Genomic DNA, 16,601 nt, shown 5'->3' with positions numbered 1-16,601 from the left:
GATGGCCTTCCCTGGTTCGCGGTGCGGCGGGGCGCGGTGACGGATCGGGAGTCAGTCCGGCCGGAGGCTCTCCTCCCGTGGTGCCGGCGCGTCGGTGGGCCCTTTCGGCGGGGGCTGTACGGCGGTCTGCTCCGGGTGGCGCTGTCGGATGGGAGTGAAGGCGGCGGCCACGACCACGGCCAGGAAGACGACGGCCACCGCGGTCAGCGGCCCGCGTGTCCCGAACCGGCCGACCAGGGCGGTGAGCAGGGCCGCACCGAGGGGCGCGAGGCTGCCGTGGATCGTCCAGAACGCGGAGGTGACCCGGCCGAGCAGATGGTCCGGCGTGACCTGTTGCCGCAGGGACATCGAGCAGACGCCCGCCAGCGCCATGCCGAAGGAGTACACGCAGATCGTCACGGCCGCCACGGATACCCGCCCGGTGCCGCCAAGGACCAGTACCGACACCGAACACAGACTCATCGCGCCGAGCCAGCAACGGCCGAACCCCCAGGAGCGGCGCAGCCTGGCGGTCGCGGCGGCGGCCACGCAGGTGCCGAGCCCGGCCAGCGCGAGGACGTAGCCCACCGTGCGTTCGTCCTGCTCCAGACCGTGCCGCAGGTGGTAGATGAACACGTCGGTCATGCCCAGGCTGAGGAAGGTGGTGACGGTCAGCAGCACGGTGAGCGACCGCAGTACCGGAGTGCGCCACAGGAACGCGGCGCCGACCCGGAAGCCGGAGCGCAGGTCCCGCGCCCGGGCCGCCTTGCTCCCGGCCTCGTCTCCCGACGGCCGCGCGGTGGGCCTGAGCCTGATGAACGCGAGGCCCACGAGGGAGATCCCGAAGCTGCCCGCGTTGATGGCGACGGCGGCCGTCGGCCCGAAGAACCCGGCCACCACACCGGCCAGGGCCGGGCCCGCGATGTACGCGATCGCGTTCGTCGCCTCCAGCCTGCCGTTCGCCGCGACGATCTGCTCCTTGTCGACGAGGTTGGCCACGGCGGTGACATAGGTGATCCTGAAGAGCATCTCGAAGACCGAGGCCAGCGCCATGACCACGTACAGCAGCCAGATCTGCGGGTTCAGGGCCCAGCAGAGCGGGATCACGCCGTACAGCACAAGACGGGCGGCGTCGCACAGCATCAGCAGACGCCGCCGGTCGAAGCGGTCGGCCCAGGCGCCGCCCACCAGACCGGTGAGCAGCGCGGCGACGCCCGCGACGGCCGTGAGCAGCCCCATCTGCGCCGCCGACCCGGTGGTGTGCAGCACCAGCAGCGGAAGCGCCACCAGGGAGAAGGCGTTGCCGACCTCGGAGAGCGCCTGGACCGCCCAGAAGACGGAGAAGTCCCGGTTGGACCGGAGGGAGCGCGCGGCGCACATGCGAGGTCTTCCGTCCTGGGGCTAGCGGTCGGGGGTGTACGGCTCCGCCATGGCGACCGCGATCCGGCGGGGCCCCGTGAACGGCTCGCGGCCGTGCGAGACCAGCATGTTGTCGATCACCAGGACGTCGTCCGCTCGGTAGTCGAAGCGGGTCGCCGCGGCCCGGTAGCAGGCCCTCAGGTGGTCCATGACGTCGTCCGGGATCGGTTCGCCGTCGCCGTAGTAGGTCTGGCTGGGGAGGTTCTCCTCGCCCAGCATCTCCAGGAGCCCGAGCCGGACGGACTCCGGCAGCGTGGTGGCGTGGAAGACCGCCGTGTGGTTGAACCACACCGGCTCTCCGGTCACCGGGTGCCGGTGCACGGCCTTGCGTACCGCCCGGGTGCGCAGCCCGCCGCCGGGCAGCCACTGTGCCTCGATGCCCCGCTCCCGGCAGTACCGCTCGACCTCCGCGCGGTCCGCGGTGGCGAACGCCTCCTGCCACTCCAGGCCGACCAGGTCGCCGTAGTTGCGTACGACCGTCCAGCCGCGCCGCTCGAACTCCCGGCGCACCCCGTCGTCGACGGCGGCCAGCACCCGGCGGGTGTCGGCCAGCGGGGTGGCGCCCTGGGTGAGCGGCGGGCGCACACAGTGGAAGTACAGCGTCAGCGGCCAACTGGCCTGGTACGAGTTCTCGTTGTGCAGGAAGATCTCTTCGCCGGGCGGGTAGTCGGTGGACGTGTAGACGTTCCCCTTGATCACGCTCCGCGGGGAGGAACGCTCGGTGTACGCCAGCGGCTCACCGGAGAGCGCGCGGACGATGTCCGCGAAACCGTCTGTACCGTCCACGTCGAAGCCGCGCAGCAGGAGCGCGCCGCGTTCGCGCAGCGCGGCCCGGAGTCCGTCGCGTCCGGCGCGCAGCCGTTCGACGGCCGGCTCGCCGTGCCCCTCGACGAGCAGCGGGAACATCGAGGTGCTCCCGACCGTCATCGCGGTGCCTCCGGCAGCAGCGGCAACAGCCGCCGGGCGCCGACCGCGGCGGGCTCCTCCCGGGGCGGCTCCTCGGTCTCGCCGTCCGCTCCGGTCAGGACGAGGCTCATCACCCGCCCGTTCTCCGCGAAGAGGTACCGCTGTTCGGTGAGCGTGTCCAGGCGCCGCCGCAGGTCTTCCGGCCCCTCCGGCCAGTCCCGGGCCAGCTGCTCGGGCTTGGCCGGCGAGGAAAGGCGGCGCAGCAGCCGGCCGGTGGCCGCGTCGACCGGACGCACCCGGAGAGTCCCGGAACGGGAGTCCCGGACCGCGAGCCGGCCGTCGTCACCGGTGACCAGCCGCAGCTCGTGACGGGCCGCTCCGTTTTCCCCGTACCAGGCCGCGCGCCACTGGGTGATCAGCGCGCTCAACTCGTCGTGCCACTCGACCGCGTCGAGCATGTACGGCGCCAGGTTCTGGTCGGCGAAGAAGTACGCGAGATCGGCCAGCGCCGACTCGTCGAAGGGGTACGTGAGGGAGTAGTAGTCCACCGGCTTCAGGGCGAGCCCGTACTCGTCGCTCCGCTTGAAGTAGGGGCTGAAGCGGTCGAAGCGCACCATGTACACGCCGTGCGGCGGCACCAGGTGGACGAAGTCGCGCATTTCCTCGACGTACTTGCGATAAACGTCCGCTTCCTCGCCGGGGAATCCGATGAGCAGGTTCCACTCGGGCTTGATCCCGAACTCCTCGCAGTTCTTGAGGAACTGCAGGTTCTGGAAAGCGGTCGTTCCCTTGCCCATCAGTTTGAGCGTCGAGGAGGACAGCGCCTCGATGCCGGGCTGGACGACGGTGACGCCCGCGTCCGTCATGGCACGCAGGTCCTGACGGCTCAGCGGGAGCTTGACCTCGTAGAAGATCTCGGTCCCCGGCGGCGGGTCGAGCCGGGGGAAGACCTCGCGCGAGTAATTGCGTGGCATGACATTGTCCGTGCAGAAAAGTGAGGTGTATTCGGGCGCGAAGCCGAACAGCCACTCGAACTGGCGGACGGCCAGGTCCGGAGCCATGGCCCGGAAGGCCATGCTTTCGCCGTTCAGTCCGCAGAAGGTGCAGTGTGAACGCTGTCCCCACCAGCAGCCGCGGGACGTCTCGAAGAACAGCATCGGTTTACTGGTCCCCGTGCGCTGCAGATCCGGATGGCTCTCCAGCGCCTCGAAGAAACTGTCGTAGTCGGGCAGGAAGAAGTCGTCGATATCGCGTTCCGCGCCGATGGCCTTGCGGAAGCGCTGGTCCCGGCAGTTCCGCTCGGAAAGGATTCCCGGAACGGCGTCGGCGCGCTCCACGTCGTCGTCGAGCACACACCGCATGAACGCACCGAAGGTGTTCAGCGCGGGCCCGGAGAAGACGAAGTCGACGGCCGGCACATGCTCGGCGACCACCGAGCCCATGGGTGCCTCGCAGTTCGCCCCGCCGAGCACGACGAGCGTCCGCGGGCTGCGCTCCTTGATCAGCCGCGCCAAAGCGATACTCGGCACATGCTGGGCGAACATCGAGCTGAACCCCACGATGTCGGCCTCGGCGAGCCGATATCGGTCGATCAGTTCCTCGCAGAAGTCCCGCAGTCCCTCCCGCGCCGACAGGATCCGCTCACGGAAGTCGGCCCACCGGGCACCCCGGTAGTAGCGCTGGAAGTACTCGGTGGCGGTGTCGGCCTCGTCGGGAAAGGCGATGTGCCGGAACAGCCAGTCCCCGATCCCTGTGTCCACATGATCGTGACTTACCGAGAGGGCCTCGTACAGACGTGTCCCGAAGAACTCGGCCATGTCCTGGTTGAGATAGCACACGCGCGCTTGCGCCTGGTCGTCGAACTCCCGGTGAACGAGAGTGGACAACTGTCCCAGGGCGAATGACGGACGATTCCAGTCGGCGAATGGCATGTTCACTAAAGCGACATGCAACAATTGCGGCCTCCCCGTGATCAATCATGGCGAGTCTAATGCGCCATGGCTTGAGTCGGCAGGGTTGTTCAGGCCAACGGGAGTTCCGACGGGCACGGGGTGAGGCCCGGTCGGACCCGGGTTCTCCTCCTGCTGCCGCACAGGTGCGTTCGCCGTGGTCGGACGTGTGTTCGCCGAAGATCTCGCGGGCGTGGCGGCCGGTCCGCGCGCGGGACGACGCGGTCGGTGCGGGGGATGATCCGGCCAGGCGTGACAAGCGCTTGAGCCCGCGGACGGAAGGGCAGTGGCCGAACAGGTCGATACTGCCCATGACAGCACTCCCGCTCACCCGCGGCCAACCGAGGCAGTCCGGCGGCCCACCTGCCGAGCCCACCAGGAGGTACCCGTGAAGATGCTGATCAACGTCGCCGAGACGGTCGTCGCCGACGCGCTGCGCGGCATGGCCGCCGCGCATCCCGAGTTGACGGTCGACGTCGAGAACCGCGTGATCGTCCGCGGGGACGCCCCCGTGGCGGGAAAGGTCGCCCTCGTCTCGGGCGGCGGGTCCGGGCACGAACCGTTGCACGCGGGGTTCGTGGGGCCGGGAATGTTGTCGGCCGCCTGTCCCGGGGAGGTCTACACCTCGCCCGTGCCGGACCAGATGGTGCGGGCAGCGGCCGCCGTGGACAGTGGTGCGGGCGTGCTGTTCGTCGTCAAGAACTACACGGGCGATGTGCTCAACTTCGACATGGCCGCGGAGCTGGCCGAGGACGAGGGCATCCAGATCGCGAAGGTGCTCGTCGACGACGACGTGGCGGTCACCGACAGCCTTTACACCGCCGGGCGCCGCGGCACCGGCGCCACGCTCTTCGTGGAGAAGCTGGCGGGCGCCGCGGCCGACGCGGGCATGCCGCTGGAGCGGGTCGAGGCGATCGCCCGGCGGGTCGACGAGAACGCGCGGAGTTTCGGGGTCGCGCTCAGCGCGTGCACCACGCCGGCCAAGGGCGGCCCCACCTTCGACCTGCCCGCGGGAGAGCTGGAGTTGGGCGTCGGCATCCACGGGGAGCCGGGCCGTGAGCGGCGCCCGATGATGACCTCCCGCGAGATCGCCGACTTCGCCGTGAACGCCGTACTGGAGGACCTGCGCCCGCGCAATCCCGTACTCCTGCTCGTCAACGGCATGGGAGCCACGCCTCTCCTGGAGCTCTACGGCTTCAACGCCGAGGTGCAGCGCGTACTCGTCGAGCGCGGCGTACCCGTGGCGCGCACCCTCGTCGGCAACTACGTGACGTCGCTGGACATGGCCGGGGCGTCCGTGACGCTGTGCCAGGTCGACGAGGAGCTGCTGCGGCTGTGGGACGCGCCGGTCAGCACGGCCGCGCTGCGTTGGGGCGCCTGATGGCCCCCGCAAGTATGGGCACGCCGATCGCGCAAAGGAGAGACCCGTGCTCGACGCCGACTTCTTCCGCCGCTGGCTGACGAACGCCGCCGCGGCCGTCGACCGTGAGGCGGCCCGGCTCACGGAGCTGGACTCGCCCATCGGTGACGCCGACCACGGCAGCAATCTGCGGCGCGGGTTCGCCGCTGTCGCGGCCGCCCTGGAGAAGGAGGCCCCGGCCACTCCGGGCGCCGTCCTCACACTGGCGGGGCGGCGCTTGATCTCCACCGTGGGCGGCGCGTCGGGGCCGCTCTACGGCACGCTGCTGCGCCGCACCGGCAAGGCGCTCGGTGACGCCGCCGAGGTCGATGAGGCGGCGTTCGCCGAAGCGCTGCGTACCGGCGTCGACGCCGTGGCCGCGCTCGGCGGTGCCGCGCCCGGCGACAAGACGATGCTGGACGCCCTCCTCCCCGGGGTGGACGCGCTCGGCGCCTCCTTCGGCGCCGCCCGGGACGCCGCGCGGGAGGGCGCGCTCGCGACGACGCCGTTGCGGGCGCGCAAGGGCCGGGCCAGCTATCTGGGCGAGCGCAGCGTCGGACACCAGGACCCGGGCGCGACCTCCTCGGCGCTGCTCTTCGAGGCGCTCGCGGGGACCGCGGGGGGCGTGGACGCGCACCCGGGCGATCATGGCTGACGGCCCGTCGGTCGACATGCCCGGCATGGTCGGCATCGTCCTCGTGTCGCACAGCGGCCCCGTCGCCGAGGCGGTCGCCGCCCTCGCCGCGGGGCTCGCCCAGGGCGGCGCCACCGCTCCCGTGGCGGCCGCCGGCGGGACGGAGGACGGAGGTCTCGGGACGAACGCGGAGCTGATCTCGGCGGCCGCCGCGCGGGTCGACCGGGGCGCGGGCGTCGCCGTCCTCGCCGATCTCGGCAGCGCCGTTCTCACCGTGAAGGCACTGCTGGCGGAGGGCGACGAACTTCCGGACGGCGCATGCTTGGTGGACGCCCCGTTCGTGGAAGGGGCGGTGGCGGCCGTGGTGACCGCGTCGGCCGGCGCGGACCTGGCCGCGGTCGCGGCGGCGGCCACGGAGGCGTACGGCTACCGCAAGGCGTGACCCCTGCCCGGTGAGCCACCGGTGCTTCCCTGCCCGCCGGAACCGACTCCGCACCGCCCAGCCCTTGATGTGACCCCGTCACCTGTGTCAAATAGGTCCGGACCAATGCCGTCGAGTGGAAGGCAGCCCCGTGCGACGGACCCCCCAGCTGTCCACCCCCCTGACCCCCGTGGCCTCCCTGACCCTGCTGACCGTCATCGCCGTGGCGGCGCTGAGCGGTTGCGCGTGGACCGGCCAGGACGACCGGCGGGACACCACGCCTCCCGCGGCACCCCGAGGCCTCACCGTCCAGGCGGGCAGCGCCACCACCGCCCACGTCATGTGGAACCAGGCCACCGACGACACCGAGGTCACCGGCTACGAGGTGTACCGCGACGCCAAGAAGGTCAAGGCGGTGCCGGGCAGGAAGCACATGGTGGACATCGTGGGCCTGAAGCCGTCGACCACGTACGCCTTCACCGTGCGCGCCCGCGACGCCGAGGGGAACGTCAGTCCGGACAGCAGGAAGCTGTCCGTCACGACGCCCGCCGCGGCCGCCGCCGACCGCGAGCCTCCGACGAGGCCCGCACGGCTCCGGGGCGAGGCCGAGGGGAGCCGGTCGGCGACGCTGTCCTGGGGGAAGTCGTCGGACAACCGGGGCGTGGCCTCTTACGAGATCTATCAGGGCGCCTCGAAGATCCACAGCGTGGGCGGCGGGCAGACCACGACGCTGGTCACGGGGCTGCGGCCCGGCACCGGCTACACGTTCACGGTCAAGGCGCGCGACGCCGCCGACAACTTCTCGCCCGCGAGCCGCGAGGTCCGTCTCACGACCGCCGCGGGCAAGGACTCGGGGCGCGGCACGGCGCCCACCGGGTTCCGTGCCGCGACGCACCGCGCCGACGGGGCGTACTACATCGATCTGTCCTGGGCGCCGCCGCGGACGGGCGGCGCGGTGACGGAGTACCAGATCCAGCTGGACGGCCGCACCGCCACCTCGCTCGTCTTCGGCGGCACGCCGCCACGGGGCAGGGCCGAGCACAACTTCTACATCGGCAAGAAGGCCGGGGAGCGGCACAAGGTGCGGATCCGCCCCAAGCTGCCGGACGGGACGTGGGGCGCCTACTCCCCCGAGCGGACCGTCACCACGGGCTGAGCCGGAGCGGCACCGGTCCGGCGCACAGGTGACGGCCGGTCAGCTGCGCCGGACGAAGGATTCCGTCACCTGCCCGGATGCAGTCCGCATGCGGTCCTCGCCCGCGGCACGTTGGCTCTTCGTCAGGTGGCACGGGCGTTCCCCGATCCCGCGGCGGCGCATGGGTTGTACCGCCTCCCGTGCCACCGGAGGGCAGACTCATGCGTACTACTCAGATATATGTCCGGGCCGGCCTGACCGTCGCCGCCGCCGCGCTGCCGCTGGGGCTTGCCGCTCCCTCGGCGTTCGCGGGCGGCGGGATCTCCGTCACCGCCTCCGGGTCCACCGTGCAGGTCACCACCGCCGCGTGCGCCACCGGCGGAACGGCCTCACTGATGGGCAACGGCAACGCGAGCTTCGCCGGAGGCCGACAGGTGCAGCTGACGAACGGCAGCGGCACCTGGCGGAATGTCAGCGCCGGCACCTACACGGTCCTGGTCGCCTGCCAGGACGGCTCGCAGGCCGGGCCTCAGACCGTCACCGTCGGCGGCACGCCGACGGCCTCCTCGACCGCCGCGCCCTCGCGTGGCGTCCGGGGTGGACTCGGGGGCGGTTCCGAGGACCGGGGCACGCTCACGCTCGTCACCGGCGGGACCCTGGTCGCCGCGGTGGCCGCGGGCGGCGGCGTCTGGTACCTGCGCCGACGCGGCGCGGGCCACCGGATCTGATCCCGGGTCCGGAGCAACAGGGGCATCAACGGCTGCCGCCCACCCGGCATCACTCCGGGTGGGCGGCAGCCGCCACGCGGACGTCGACACACGGCTAGGGTGCTTCCAGCTCCTCGATCGTCCGTATGAGCCACTGCGTCCAGAACGTCTCCAGATCGATGCCCGCGCGCAGGACCACATGGCGCAGCCGGTCCTCCACGGCGTCCTTCCCCGGCGGGAAGTCCCGCCGCTCGATCTCCTCGTACTCCGCCAACTGCCGCCTGTGCAGGTCGAGATGGCGGTGCAGGTCCTCCTGGATGCCGTCCGTGCCGACGACCGCGGCGGCGCGCAGGCGCAGCAGCAGGATGTCGCGCATCGGCTTGGGGTCCTGGCTCGTCGCGGTCCAGCGGGCCAGTTCGGCGCGGCCCGCGGGCAGCACCTCGTACTCCTTCTTCTGCCCGCGTGTCGCCCCCTGCCGCGGCAGCGCGCGGATCGCCCCCTCGCGCTCCAGTCTGCCCAGCTCGCGGTAGATCTGCTGGTGCGTGGCCGACCAGAAGTAGCCGATCGACTTGTCGAACCTGCGGGTCAGTTCGAGCCCCGACGACGGCTTCTCGAGGAGGGCGGTGAGGATCGCGTGCGGGAGTGACATGGGGGCAATCCTAGGGACGGGCGGGGGACGGACTCACAGGGCCGCGGCCAGCTCCGTGCCCTGCTTGATGGCGCGCTTGGCGTCCAGCTCGGCGGCGACGTCCGCGCCTCCGATGAGGTGCACGCCGCGCCGGGCGGCGAGCAGCTCCTCGTACAGGCCGCGGCGCGGTTCCTGGCCGGTGCACAGGACGACGGTGTCGACGGGGATGACGGAGGAGACGCCGTCGACGGTGATGTGCAGGCCCGCGTCGTCGATGAGGTCGTAGCTCGCGCCCGCCACCATCGCGACGCCGCGGTGTCGCAGTTCGGTCCGGTGGATCCAGCCGGTGGTCTTGCCGAGGCCCTGGCCGACCTTGGACGTCTTGCGCTGGAGCAGGTGGACGGTGCGCGGCGGCGTGGGCCGCTCGGGCTCCGTCAGGCCGCCGCGCTCGCGGTAGTCCATGTCGACGCCCCACTGGCGGAAGTACGTCGCCGGGTCCAGGCTCGCCTTCTCGCCGCCGTCGGTGAGGTACTCGGCGACGTCGAAGCCGATGCCGCCCGCGCCGATGATGGCGACCCGCTCCCCCACGGGCGCGCCGTCGCGCAGCACGTCGAGGTAGCTGACGACGCTGGGGTGGTCGATGCCGGGGATCTCGGGGGTGCGGGGGGTGACGCCGGTGGCGACGACCACATCGTCGTACGCCGTCCCCTTCAGGTCGTCGGCGGTGACGACGGTGTTCAGCTCGACGCGTACGCCGCGCAGTTCCAGCTGGGTGCGGAAGTAGCGCAGGGTCTCGTCGAACTCCTCCTTGCCGGGAACCTTGCGGGCGACGTTGAGCTGGCCGCCGATCTCGGAGGCGGCGTCGAAGAGCGTCACGTCGTGGCCGCGTTCGGCCGCCGAGACGGCGAAGGCGAGCCCGGCGGGGCCCGCGCCGACGACGGCGACGCTCTTCTTGGCGCGGGTCGGCGAGAGGACGAGTTCGGTCTCGTGGCAGGCGCGCGGGTTCACCAGGCAGGAGGTGATCTGGAGGTTGAAGGTGTGGTCCAGGCAGGCCTGGTTGCAGCCGATGCAGGTGTTGATCGCGTCGGACTGCTCGGCCTTCGCCTTGGCGACGAAGTCGGGGTCGGCGAGGAGCGGACGGGCCAGGGACACCATGTCGGCGGCGCCGTCGGCGAGCAGCTGCTCGGCGAGCTCGGGGGTGTTGATGCGGTTGGTGGTGACGAGCGGCACGGAGACCTCGCCCATCACCTTCTTCGTGACGAACGTGTACGCGCCGCGCGGCACCGACGTGGCGATGGTGGGGATGCGTGCCTCGTGCCAGCCGATGCCGGTGTTGATGATCGTGGCGCCCGCGGCCTCGATCTCCTTGGCGAGGTGGACGACCTCGTCGAGGGTGGAGCCCCCGGGGACCAGGTCGAGCATGGAGAGGCGGTAGATGATGATGAAGTCCGCGCCGACACGCTCGCGGGTGCGGCGGACGATCTCGACGGGGAAGCGGATGCGGTTCTCATAGGCGCCGCCCCAGCGGTCGGTGCGCCGGTTGGTGGGGGCCGCGACGAACTCGTTGATCAGATAGCCCTCGGAGCCCATGACCTCGACGCCGTCGTAACCGGCGAGCTTGGCCAGCTCGGCGGCGCGCACGAAGTCCTCGACGGTCTGCTCGACCTCGTCGTCGGTGAGTGCGCGGGGCACGAAGGGGCTGATGGGCGCCTGGAGGGCGCTCGGCGCGACGAGGTCCTGGTGGTAGGCGTACCGCCCGAAGTGCAGGATCTGCATCGCGATCCGGCCGCCCTCGGCGTGCACGGCGGCGGTGACGCCCGCGTGCCGCTTCGCCTCGGCCTCGGTGGTCATCTTGGCGCCGCCCTCGTAGGGGCGTCCCTCATCGTTCGGGGCGATGCCGCCGGTGACGATGAGGCCGACGCCGCCGCGCGCGCGGGTCGCGTAGAACTCCGCCATGCGCTCGAATCCGTTCGGCGCCTCCTCCAGACCCACGTGCATGGAGCCCATGAGGACCCGGTTGGGCAGGGTGGTGAAGCCCAGGTCGAGCGGGTTCAGCAGGTTCGGGTAACGGCTCATGCGGCCCCTCCGTACGCGGTGTCTACAGGACAGTTGTAGACGACGCGCGAAGCGTTGTGCAACTAGTTGCATAAAGCGTGAGCGGTGTCTCATGGCGGCCGGGTCCTGGCCGGTGAGCGCGGTGTCCGAATCCCGCCAGCCGCACCCTCGCGCGGGACGCAGACTGGACTCCAGTCACAGAACGCCGGAGGAGAGTCCGATGACCGTCCACACGACGATCGACAGCCCGCTGGGCGAGCTGCTGCTGGTGGGCGAGGCGTCGCCCACCGCCAAGGGCGGCACCGCGCTCGCCTCGCTGTCCATGCCGGGCCAGAAGGGCGCGGCCGTCGTCCGCGACGGCTGGGCCCGCGACGACGAGGCGTTCGCGGCGATCACCGCGCAGCTGCGTTCGTACTTCGCCGGGAGCCTGACCCACTTCGACATCGAGTACGCCGTCGGGGCGGGCACCCCCTTCCAGCGCAAGGTCTGGAAGGCCCTGGACACGCTGCCCTACGGCACCACGACCACCTACGGACGCCTCGCCGAACAGCTGGGCCTGTCCCGCGCGGCCGTCCGCGCCCTGGGCACGGCCATCGGCCGCAACCCGCTGCTCGTCGTGCGCCCCTGCCACCGGGTGATCGGCGCCGACGGCTCCCTGACCGGGTACGCGGGCGGCCTGGAGCGCAAGCGACACCTCCTCGACCTGGAGGCGGCGTGAGCACCGCGCGGCCGATCGCGGCGGCCGTCGACGCGGCGGGCCAGGCCAAGTCCTCGCAGATCCTGCTGCGCTACGAAGAGGGCGACTGGAACGTCCCTCACGGGGTGAGCACGGTGCGGTCGGGGCTGCGCAGGTCCCTGGGGCTGGTCTTCCACGACGCGGCCTAGCAGCGCCGCGTCGGCTCTCACTCATGTGGATGACCTGACGGCTGGCCGGGCGGAGGAGAGGGCACGTATGGCCCGACCGCCGCCGGACCACGGCCACGTACAGGAGCACTCATGCAGACGTCGGCACCCTCGACCGCATCGGCCACCGCTACCGCGACCGCGACCGCCAAGGGGCACATCTTCACCATGCTGGATGTGGACGGGGACGGTGTCATCTCCCGTCAGGAGTACCTCGCGCGTCCCCTTCGCGCGGCGACCGCCCTGGGACGCGACCAGGACGACCGGCTGGTCGTGGCCGCCCTCGCGGCGCACGAGCGCGTGTTCGCGTCGATGGACGCGGACGGCGACGGCCGGGTCACCTTCGAGGAGTACGCGGCGTGGGCGGGCGGCGAAGCCTTCGACGACGTCTGCCGGCAGGCGCTCGGGTCACTGTTCGACCTCGCCGACACCGACGCCGACGGAAATCTGGACCGGGCCCGGTTCACCCGGCTCCGTGCGGCACTGGGCAACCAGGCCGACAACGCCGATTCGGCGTTCGACGCGCTGGACACCGACGGCGACGGACGCGTGAGCCGGGACGAGTATCTCGCGTCGATTCGCGCCTACGTCGTCGAGGGGGTCTCGCCCATGGCCGAAGCCCTGCACACGAGCGGCAGCCGCTAGCGGGCGGCCGAGGCGTGCGGCCACGTCCAGCCGGCGACCTCGGGCAGGTCCGTGCCGTGCTCGCGGATCCACGCGTGGTGGCGGGTACGGGCGTCGGCCATCGCCTGGCGGACGGTCGTGGCGCGGACGGCGAGGCCGGGGACGCGGTCGATGACGTCCATGACCAGGCGGTAGCGGTCCAGGTCGTTGCGGACGACCATGTCGAAGGGCGTGGTCGTCGTGCCGGCCTCCTTGTAGCCGCGCACGTGCAGGTTCTCGTGGCCGGTGCGGCGGTAGGCGAGGCGGTGGATCAGCCACGGGTAGCCGTGGTAGGCGAAGATCACCGGCCGGTCCTGGGTGAAGAGCGCGTCGTACTCGGAGGCGGGCATGCCGTGCGGGTGTTCCTCGCGGGGCATGAGGCGGGCGATGTCGACGACGTTCACCACCCGGACGGCGAGTTCGGGAAGCAGCTCCCGCAGCAGACCCGCCGCGGCGAGGACCTCCTGCGTCGGCACGTCCCCCGCGCAGGCCAGGACCACGTCGGGGTCACGTGAGCCGTCGTCCGTGCCCGCCCACTCCCAGACGCCGGCGCCGCGCGCGCAGTGGGCGCGGGCCTCGTCGAGGGAGAGCCAGTCGAAGCAGGGCTGCTTCCCTGCGACGACCACGTTGACGTAGTCGCGGCTGCCCAGGACGTGCTCGGTCACCGAGAGCAGGGTGTTGGCGTCCGGCGGCAGGTAGACGCGTACGACATCGGGGCTCTTGTTGAGCACGTGGTCCACGAAGCCCGGGTCCTGGTGCGAGAAGCCGTTGTGGTCCTGGCGCCACACATGCGAGGTGAGCAGGTAGTTCAGGGACGGCACGGGCGCTCGCCAGGGCAGGGAGCGTGAGGTCTTCAGCCACTTGATGTGCTGGTTGACCATGGAGTCGACGATGTGGACGAACGCTTCGTAGCAGGAGAACAGGCCGTGCCGGCCGGTGAGGGTGTAACCCTCCAGCCAGCCCTGGCAGAGGTGTTCGGAGAGGACCTCCATCACGCGGCCGTCGGGGGCGAGATGCTCGTCGGTGTCGAGGGTCCGCTCCTGCCAGGCCTTGCCGGTGGCGTCGTAGAGAGCCCCCAGGCGGTTGGACTCGGTCTCGTCGGGCCCCACGACACGGAAGTCGCGCCGCCGCGCGGTGTCGGCCATGACGCGGGCGAGCAGACCGCCCGCGACCCGGGTCGGCTCGTGCGAGGTCGTGCCGGGACGGTCGACGGGGACGGCGAAGTCCTCCAGCGGCGGCAGCGGCAGCGGACGGCTGAGCAGGCCGCCGTTGGCGTGCCGGGTCGCGCCCAGCCGGCGCTCGCCCTCGGGCACGTACGACAGGACCTCCGGGGTGGGGGCGCCGTCCGCGCCGAAGAGTTCCTGGGGGCCGTAGGAGCGCAGCCACTCCTCCAGCTGCCGCAGGTGCTCGGGGTTCTCGCGGACCTTGGAGAGCGGCACCTGATGGGAGCGCCACGTGTTCTCGACGGGCTCTCCGTCCACGCTCTCCGGGCCCGTCCAGCCCTTGGGGGTGCGCAGCACGATCACGGGCCAGCGGTGGCGGCTGTGCGTGCCGCCGCTGCGGGCGGCCCGCTGGAGGGCGGAGATGCGGTCCAGCGCCTGGTCCATGGCCTCGGCCATCGTCTGGTGGACCGTGAGCGGGTCGTCGCCGGCGACGTACAGGGGCTCGTGGCCGTACCCCTTGAGCAGCGCGTCGAGTTCGGCGTCGGGGAGCCGGGCGAGCAGCGTCGGGTTGGCGATCTTGTAGCCGTTGAGGTGGAGGATCGGCAGGACGGCGCCGTCGTGCACGGGGTCGAGGAACTTGTTGGAGTGCCAGGAGCCGGCCAGCGGCCCGGTCTCCGCCTCGCCGTCGCCGATCACGCACGCCACGACGAGGTCCGGGTTGTCGAAGGCCGCTCCATAGGCGTGGGCGAGGGAGTAGCCCAGCTCGCCGCCCTCGTGGATCGAGCCGGGCGTCTCGGGCGCGACGTGGCTCGGCACGCCGCCGGGGAACGAGAACTGGCGGAACAGCCGCGCCATGCCCTCCGCGTCCCGGGGCACGGCCGGATACGTCTGCGTGTAGCTGCCCTCCAGCCAGGAGTTGGCGAGCACGGCGGGCCCGCCGTGGCCGGGGCCCCACACGCACAGCGCGTCCAGATCGCGCTCCTTGATGACGCGGTTGAGGTGGGTGTGGACGAGGTTGAGTCCGGGCGAGGTGCCCCAGTGTCCGAGGAGGCGCGGCTTGATGTGCTCGGGCCGCAGCGGTCCGGTCAGCAGGGGGTTGCTCATCAGATAGATCTGCCCGACGGACAGGTAGTTCGCGGCACGCCAGTGCGCGTCGAGTGCCGCCAGGTCTTCCTTCGCCATGGGCGCCATGAGGGTCTCCTCGCGAGGGTCGCGGGTGTGGCGGGATCCGGGGTACGTGGCTTCCGGGGGTACGTGGCTGGGGCGCGGGTTCCACAAGAGCGCCGGGTCAGTCGTCGGAACGGACCGGCCCGGCATTCCTCCCCCAGACGCTGCCACCGCCCGGGCGCCACCGCGAGCGCGGGGAGAGCCGTTCGGCCCCGCCCCGGAACGCGGGCGGAGTCCGACAGCGATCTGTGGCGCTCAGCGGTGGCCCTTCACCGCCCGCAGCACCACGAACTTCGGATCGCTCGCCACGACGTCCGCGTTGCCGAAGAGCTTGCGGAGCTTCACGTGGTAGCCGAGGTGGCGGTTGCCGATGACCCACAGTTCGCCACCGGGGCGCAGCGCGGCGCGCGCACCGCTGAACATACGCCAGGCGGTCGCGCCCGTCGTGGCCTGATGGCTGTGGAAGGGCGGATTGTTCAGGACCAGGTCCACCGTCCCCGGCGGCACGGCGGCGAGCGCGTCGCCCGCCACGAAGCCGGCCTTGGCGCCCTCGACGGCGTTGGCCCGGAAGGTGGCCTCGGCGGAGGCGACGGCCTGGAACGACTCGTCGATGAAGGTGACCGTGGCGTCGGGGTCGGCGACGGACGCGGCGGTGCCGAGCACTCCATTGCCGCAGCCCAGGTCCACGACGTGGGCGCCGCCGCGGGCGCGCGGCAGATGCTTCAGGAAGAAGCGGGTGCCGATGTCGAGCCGGTCGGCGCAGAAGACGCCGGCGTGGTTGACGACGGTCAGGCCGGCGCCCGCCCCGGAGTCGGCGGGCAGCACATAACGGCACGGCCAGGGCGTGGGCCCCGGGGCGCGTGCCGGGTCCGGGGTGCTGAGGACGAGCCGCGCCTTCTGCCGGGCGAGGGAGGTCCTGGTCGGGCCGACGAGCCGCTCGAAGAGCTCCAGCGTCGAGGTGTGGATCTCGGTGACCATGCCGGTGCCGACGACGACGGTGCCTTCGTGCAGGGCGGGCGCCAGCCGGTGGAGCTGGTCCTCCAGGAGCGCGAGGCTCTTCGGTACGCGGATCAGGAGTACGTCGATACGGGCGGGCGGAGCGTCCCTGGTCGTCAGGAGCCGCGCCGCGTCCGGCGCGTGGCCCGCCCGCGCCAGGTTGGCCCGCGTGGCCTGCTGGGCTAGGAAGGAGTCGGTGATCTGCACCGGCACACGCGCGTGGCCCGCGAGCACGGTGGTCAGCGCCCCCCACCGGTCGCCGACGACGACCACGGTGCCGGTGAGGTCGACGGCCGGCGTCTCCTCCTCCCCGGCTTCCCCGGCCAGGTGCCGCAGCAGATAGGCGTCGGCCGCCGACCAGGCGCGCAGCTGGTCGCGGGGGTCCTCCGGGAAGCGGGTGAGGTCGTACGCGCCCCATGACGTGCTCAAACGGTTCATCGTGCCCTCAGGCTAACGGAGGTCCCACAGGGCAAGGAG

General features: G+C 71.7%; 15 protein-coding genes. 8 read left to right on the top strand and 7 right to left on the bottom strand.

Features of this window, described 5'->3' with window-relative positions:
• Positions 1–51: 51 nt before the first annotated feature.
• The 3 genes from ACWDZ7_RS09890 to ACWDZ7_RS09880 are packed head-to-tail and all read right to left on the bottom strand — an operon-like array spanning position 52 to position 4,241.
• Positions 52–1,359, bottom strand: a complete 1,308-nt coding sequence (locus tag ACWDZ7_RS09890) for an MFS transporter (protein WP_451796166.1) — start codon at positions 1,357–1,359, stop codon at positions 52–54.
• A gap of 21 nt (positions 1,360–1,380) precedes the next feature.
• A complete protein-coding gene (locus ACWDZ7_RS09885; RefSeq protein ID WP_451796165.1) occupies positions 1,381–2,325 on the bottom strand; it encodes a TauD/TfdA family dioxygenase in 945 nt (314 codons plus the stop codon).
• Positions 2,322–4,241, bottom strand: a complete 1,920-nt coding sequence (locus ACWDZ7_RS09880) for a RiPP maturation radical SAM C-methyltransferase (protein WP_451796245.1) — start codon at positions 4,239–4,241, stop codon at positions 2,322–2,324. The genes ACWDZ7_RS09885 and ACWDZ7_RS09880 overlap by 4 nt, the downstream gene beginning before the upstream one ends.
• A gap of 400 nt (positions 4,242–4,641) precedes the next feature.
• Between ACWDZ7_RS09880 and dhaK the strand changes: the two genes are divergently transcribed.
• The 5 genes from dhaK to ACWDZ7_RS09855 all read left to right on the top strand — a co-directional run bounded on the left by dhaK (position 4,642) and on the right by ACWDZ7_RS09855 (position 8,570).
• Complete coding sequence (gene dhaK, locus ACWDZ7_RS09875) at positions 4,642–5,634, top strand: dihydroxyacetone kinase subunit DhaK (RefSeq protein WP_451796164.1); 993 nt, start codon at positions 4,642–4,644, stop codon at positions 5,632–5,634.
• Positions 5,635–5,680: 46 nt separating this feature from the next.
• Entirely contained in the window at positions 5,681–6,307 is a 627-nt protein-coding gene (dhaL, locus tag ACWDZ7_RS09870) for a dihydroxyacetone kinase subunit DhaL (RefSeq protein ID WP_451796163.1), read from the top strand.
• On the top strand, positions 6,300–6,728 hold the full coding sequence (locus ACWDZ7_RS09865) for a PTS-dependent dihydroxyacetone kinase phosphotransferase subunit DhaM (protein ID WP_451796162.1): 429 nt from the start codon (positions 6,300–6,302) through the stop codon (positions 6,726–6,728). The genes dhaL and ACWDZ7_RS09865 overlap by 8 nt, the downstream gene beginning before the upstream one ends.
• Positions 6,729–6,897: 169 nt before the next feature.
• Complete coding sequence (locus ACWDZ7_RS09860) at positions 6,898–7,863, top strand: fibronectin type III domain-containing protein (protein WP_451796244.1); 966 nt, start codon at positions 6,898–6,900, stop codon at positions 7,861–7,863.
• Positions 7,864–8,063: 200 nt separating this feature from the next.
• A complete protein-coding gene (locus ACWDZ7_RS09855; protein WP_451796161.1) occupies positions 8,064–8,570 on the top strand; it encodes a hypothetical protein in 507 nt (168 codons plus the stop codon).
• 94 nt (positions 8,571–8,664) lie between these two features.
• Here ACWDZ7_RS09855 and ACWDZ7_RS09850 read toward each other — a convergent pair whose 3' ends face one another.
• On the bottom strand, positions 8,665–9,198 hold the full coding sequence (locus tag ACWDZ7_RS09850) for a PadR family transcriptional regulator (RefSeq protein WP_451796160.1): 534 nt from the start codon (positions 9,196–9,198) through the stop codon (positions 8,665–8,667).
• Positions 9,199–9,231: 33 nt separating this feature from the next.
• Positions 9,232–11,253: an oxidoreductase gene (locus ACWDZ7_RS09845; RefSeq protein ID WP_451796159.1), complete on the bottom strand. Its 2,022-nt coding sequence runs from the start codon at positions 11,251–11,253 to the stop codon at positions 9,232–9,234.
• Positions 11,254–11,452: 199 nt separating this feature from the next.
• Between ACWDZ7_RS09845 and ACWDZ7_RS09840 the strand changes: the two genes are divergently transcribed.
• The 3 genes from ACWDZ7_RS09840 to ACWDZ7_RS09830 all read left to right on the top strand — a co-directional run bounded on the left by ACWDZ7_RS09840 (position 11,453) and on the right by ACWDZ7_RS09830 (position 12,780).
• A complete protein-coding gene (locus tag ACWDZ7_RS09840) occupies positions 11,453–11,950 on the top strand; it encodes a methylated-DNA--[protein]-cysteine S-methyltransferase (protein WP_451796158.1) in 498 nt (165 codons plus the stop codon).
• Positions 11,947–12,117, top strand: coding sequence for a hypothetical protein (locus ACWDZ7_RS09835; RefSeq protein WP_451796157.1), 171 nt, complete (start codon positions 11,947–11,949; stop codon positions 12,115–12,117). Before ACWDZ7_RS09840 ends, ACWDZ7_RS09835 begins: the two co-directional genes overlap by 4 nt.
• 111 nt (positions 12,118–12,228) lie before the next feature.
• Positions 12,229–12,780 (top strand): EF-hand domain-containing protein, encoded by a 552-nt coding sequence (locus ACWDZ7_RS09830; protein WP_451796156.1) that lies wholly within the window; start codon positions 12,229–12,231, stop codon positions 12,778–12,780.
• Here ACWDZ7_RS09830 and ACWDZ7_RS09825 read toward each other — a convergent pair.
• Positions 12,777–15,152 (bottom strand): phosphoketolase family protein, encoded by a 2,376-nt coding sequence (locus ACWDZ7_RS09825; RefSeq protein WP_451796155.1) that lies wholly within the window; start codon positions 15,150–15,152, stop codon positions 12,777–12,779. The two genes, ACWDZ7_RS09830 and ACWDZ7_RS09825, sit on opposite strands and share 4 nt — an antisense overlap.
• A 231-nt stretch (positions 15,153–15,383) precedes the next feature.
• Positions 15,384–16,562: a methyltransferase gene (locus ACWDZ7_RS09820; RefSeq protein ID WP_451796154.1), complete on the bottom strand. Its 1,179-nt coding sequence runs from the start codon at positions 16,560–16,562 to the stop codon at positions 15,384–15,386.
• Positions 16,563–16,601: the final 39 nt, after the last annotated feature.

The sequence above is a fragment of the Streptomyces sp. NPDC003032 genome (genome assembly GCF_053591415.1).
The sequence above is the reverse complement of the archived record's forward strand: the minus strand, read 5'-3'. Positions and strand labels throughout refer to the sequence as shown.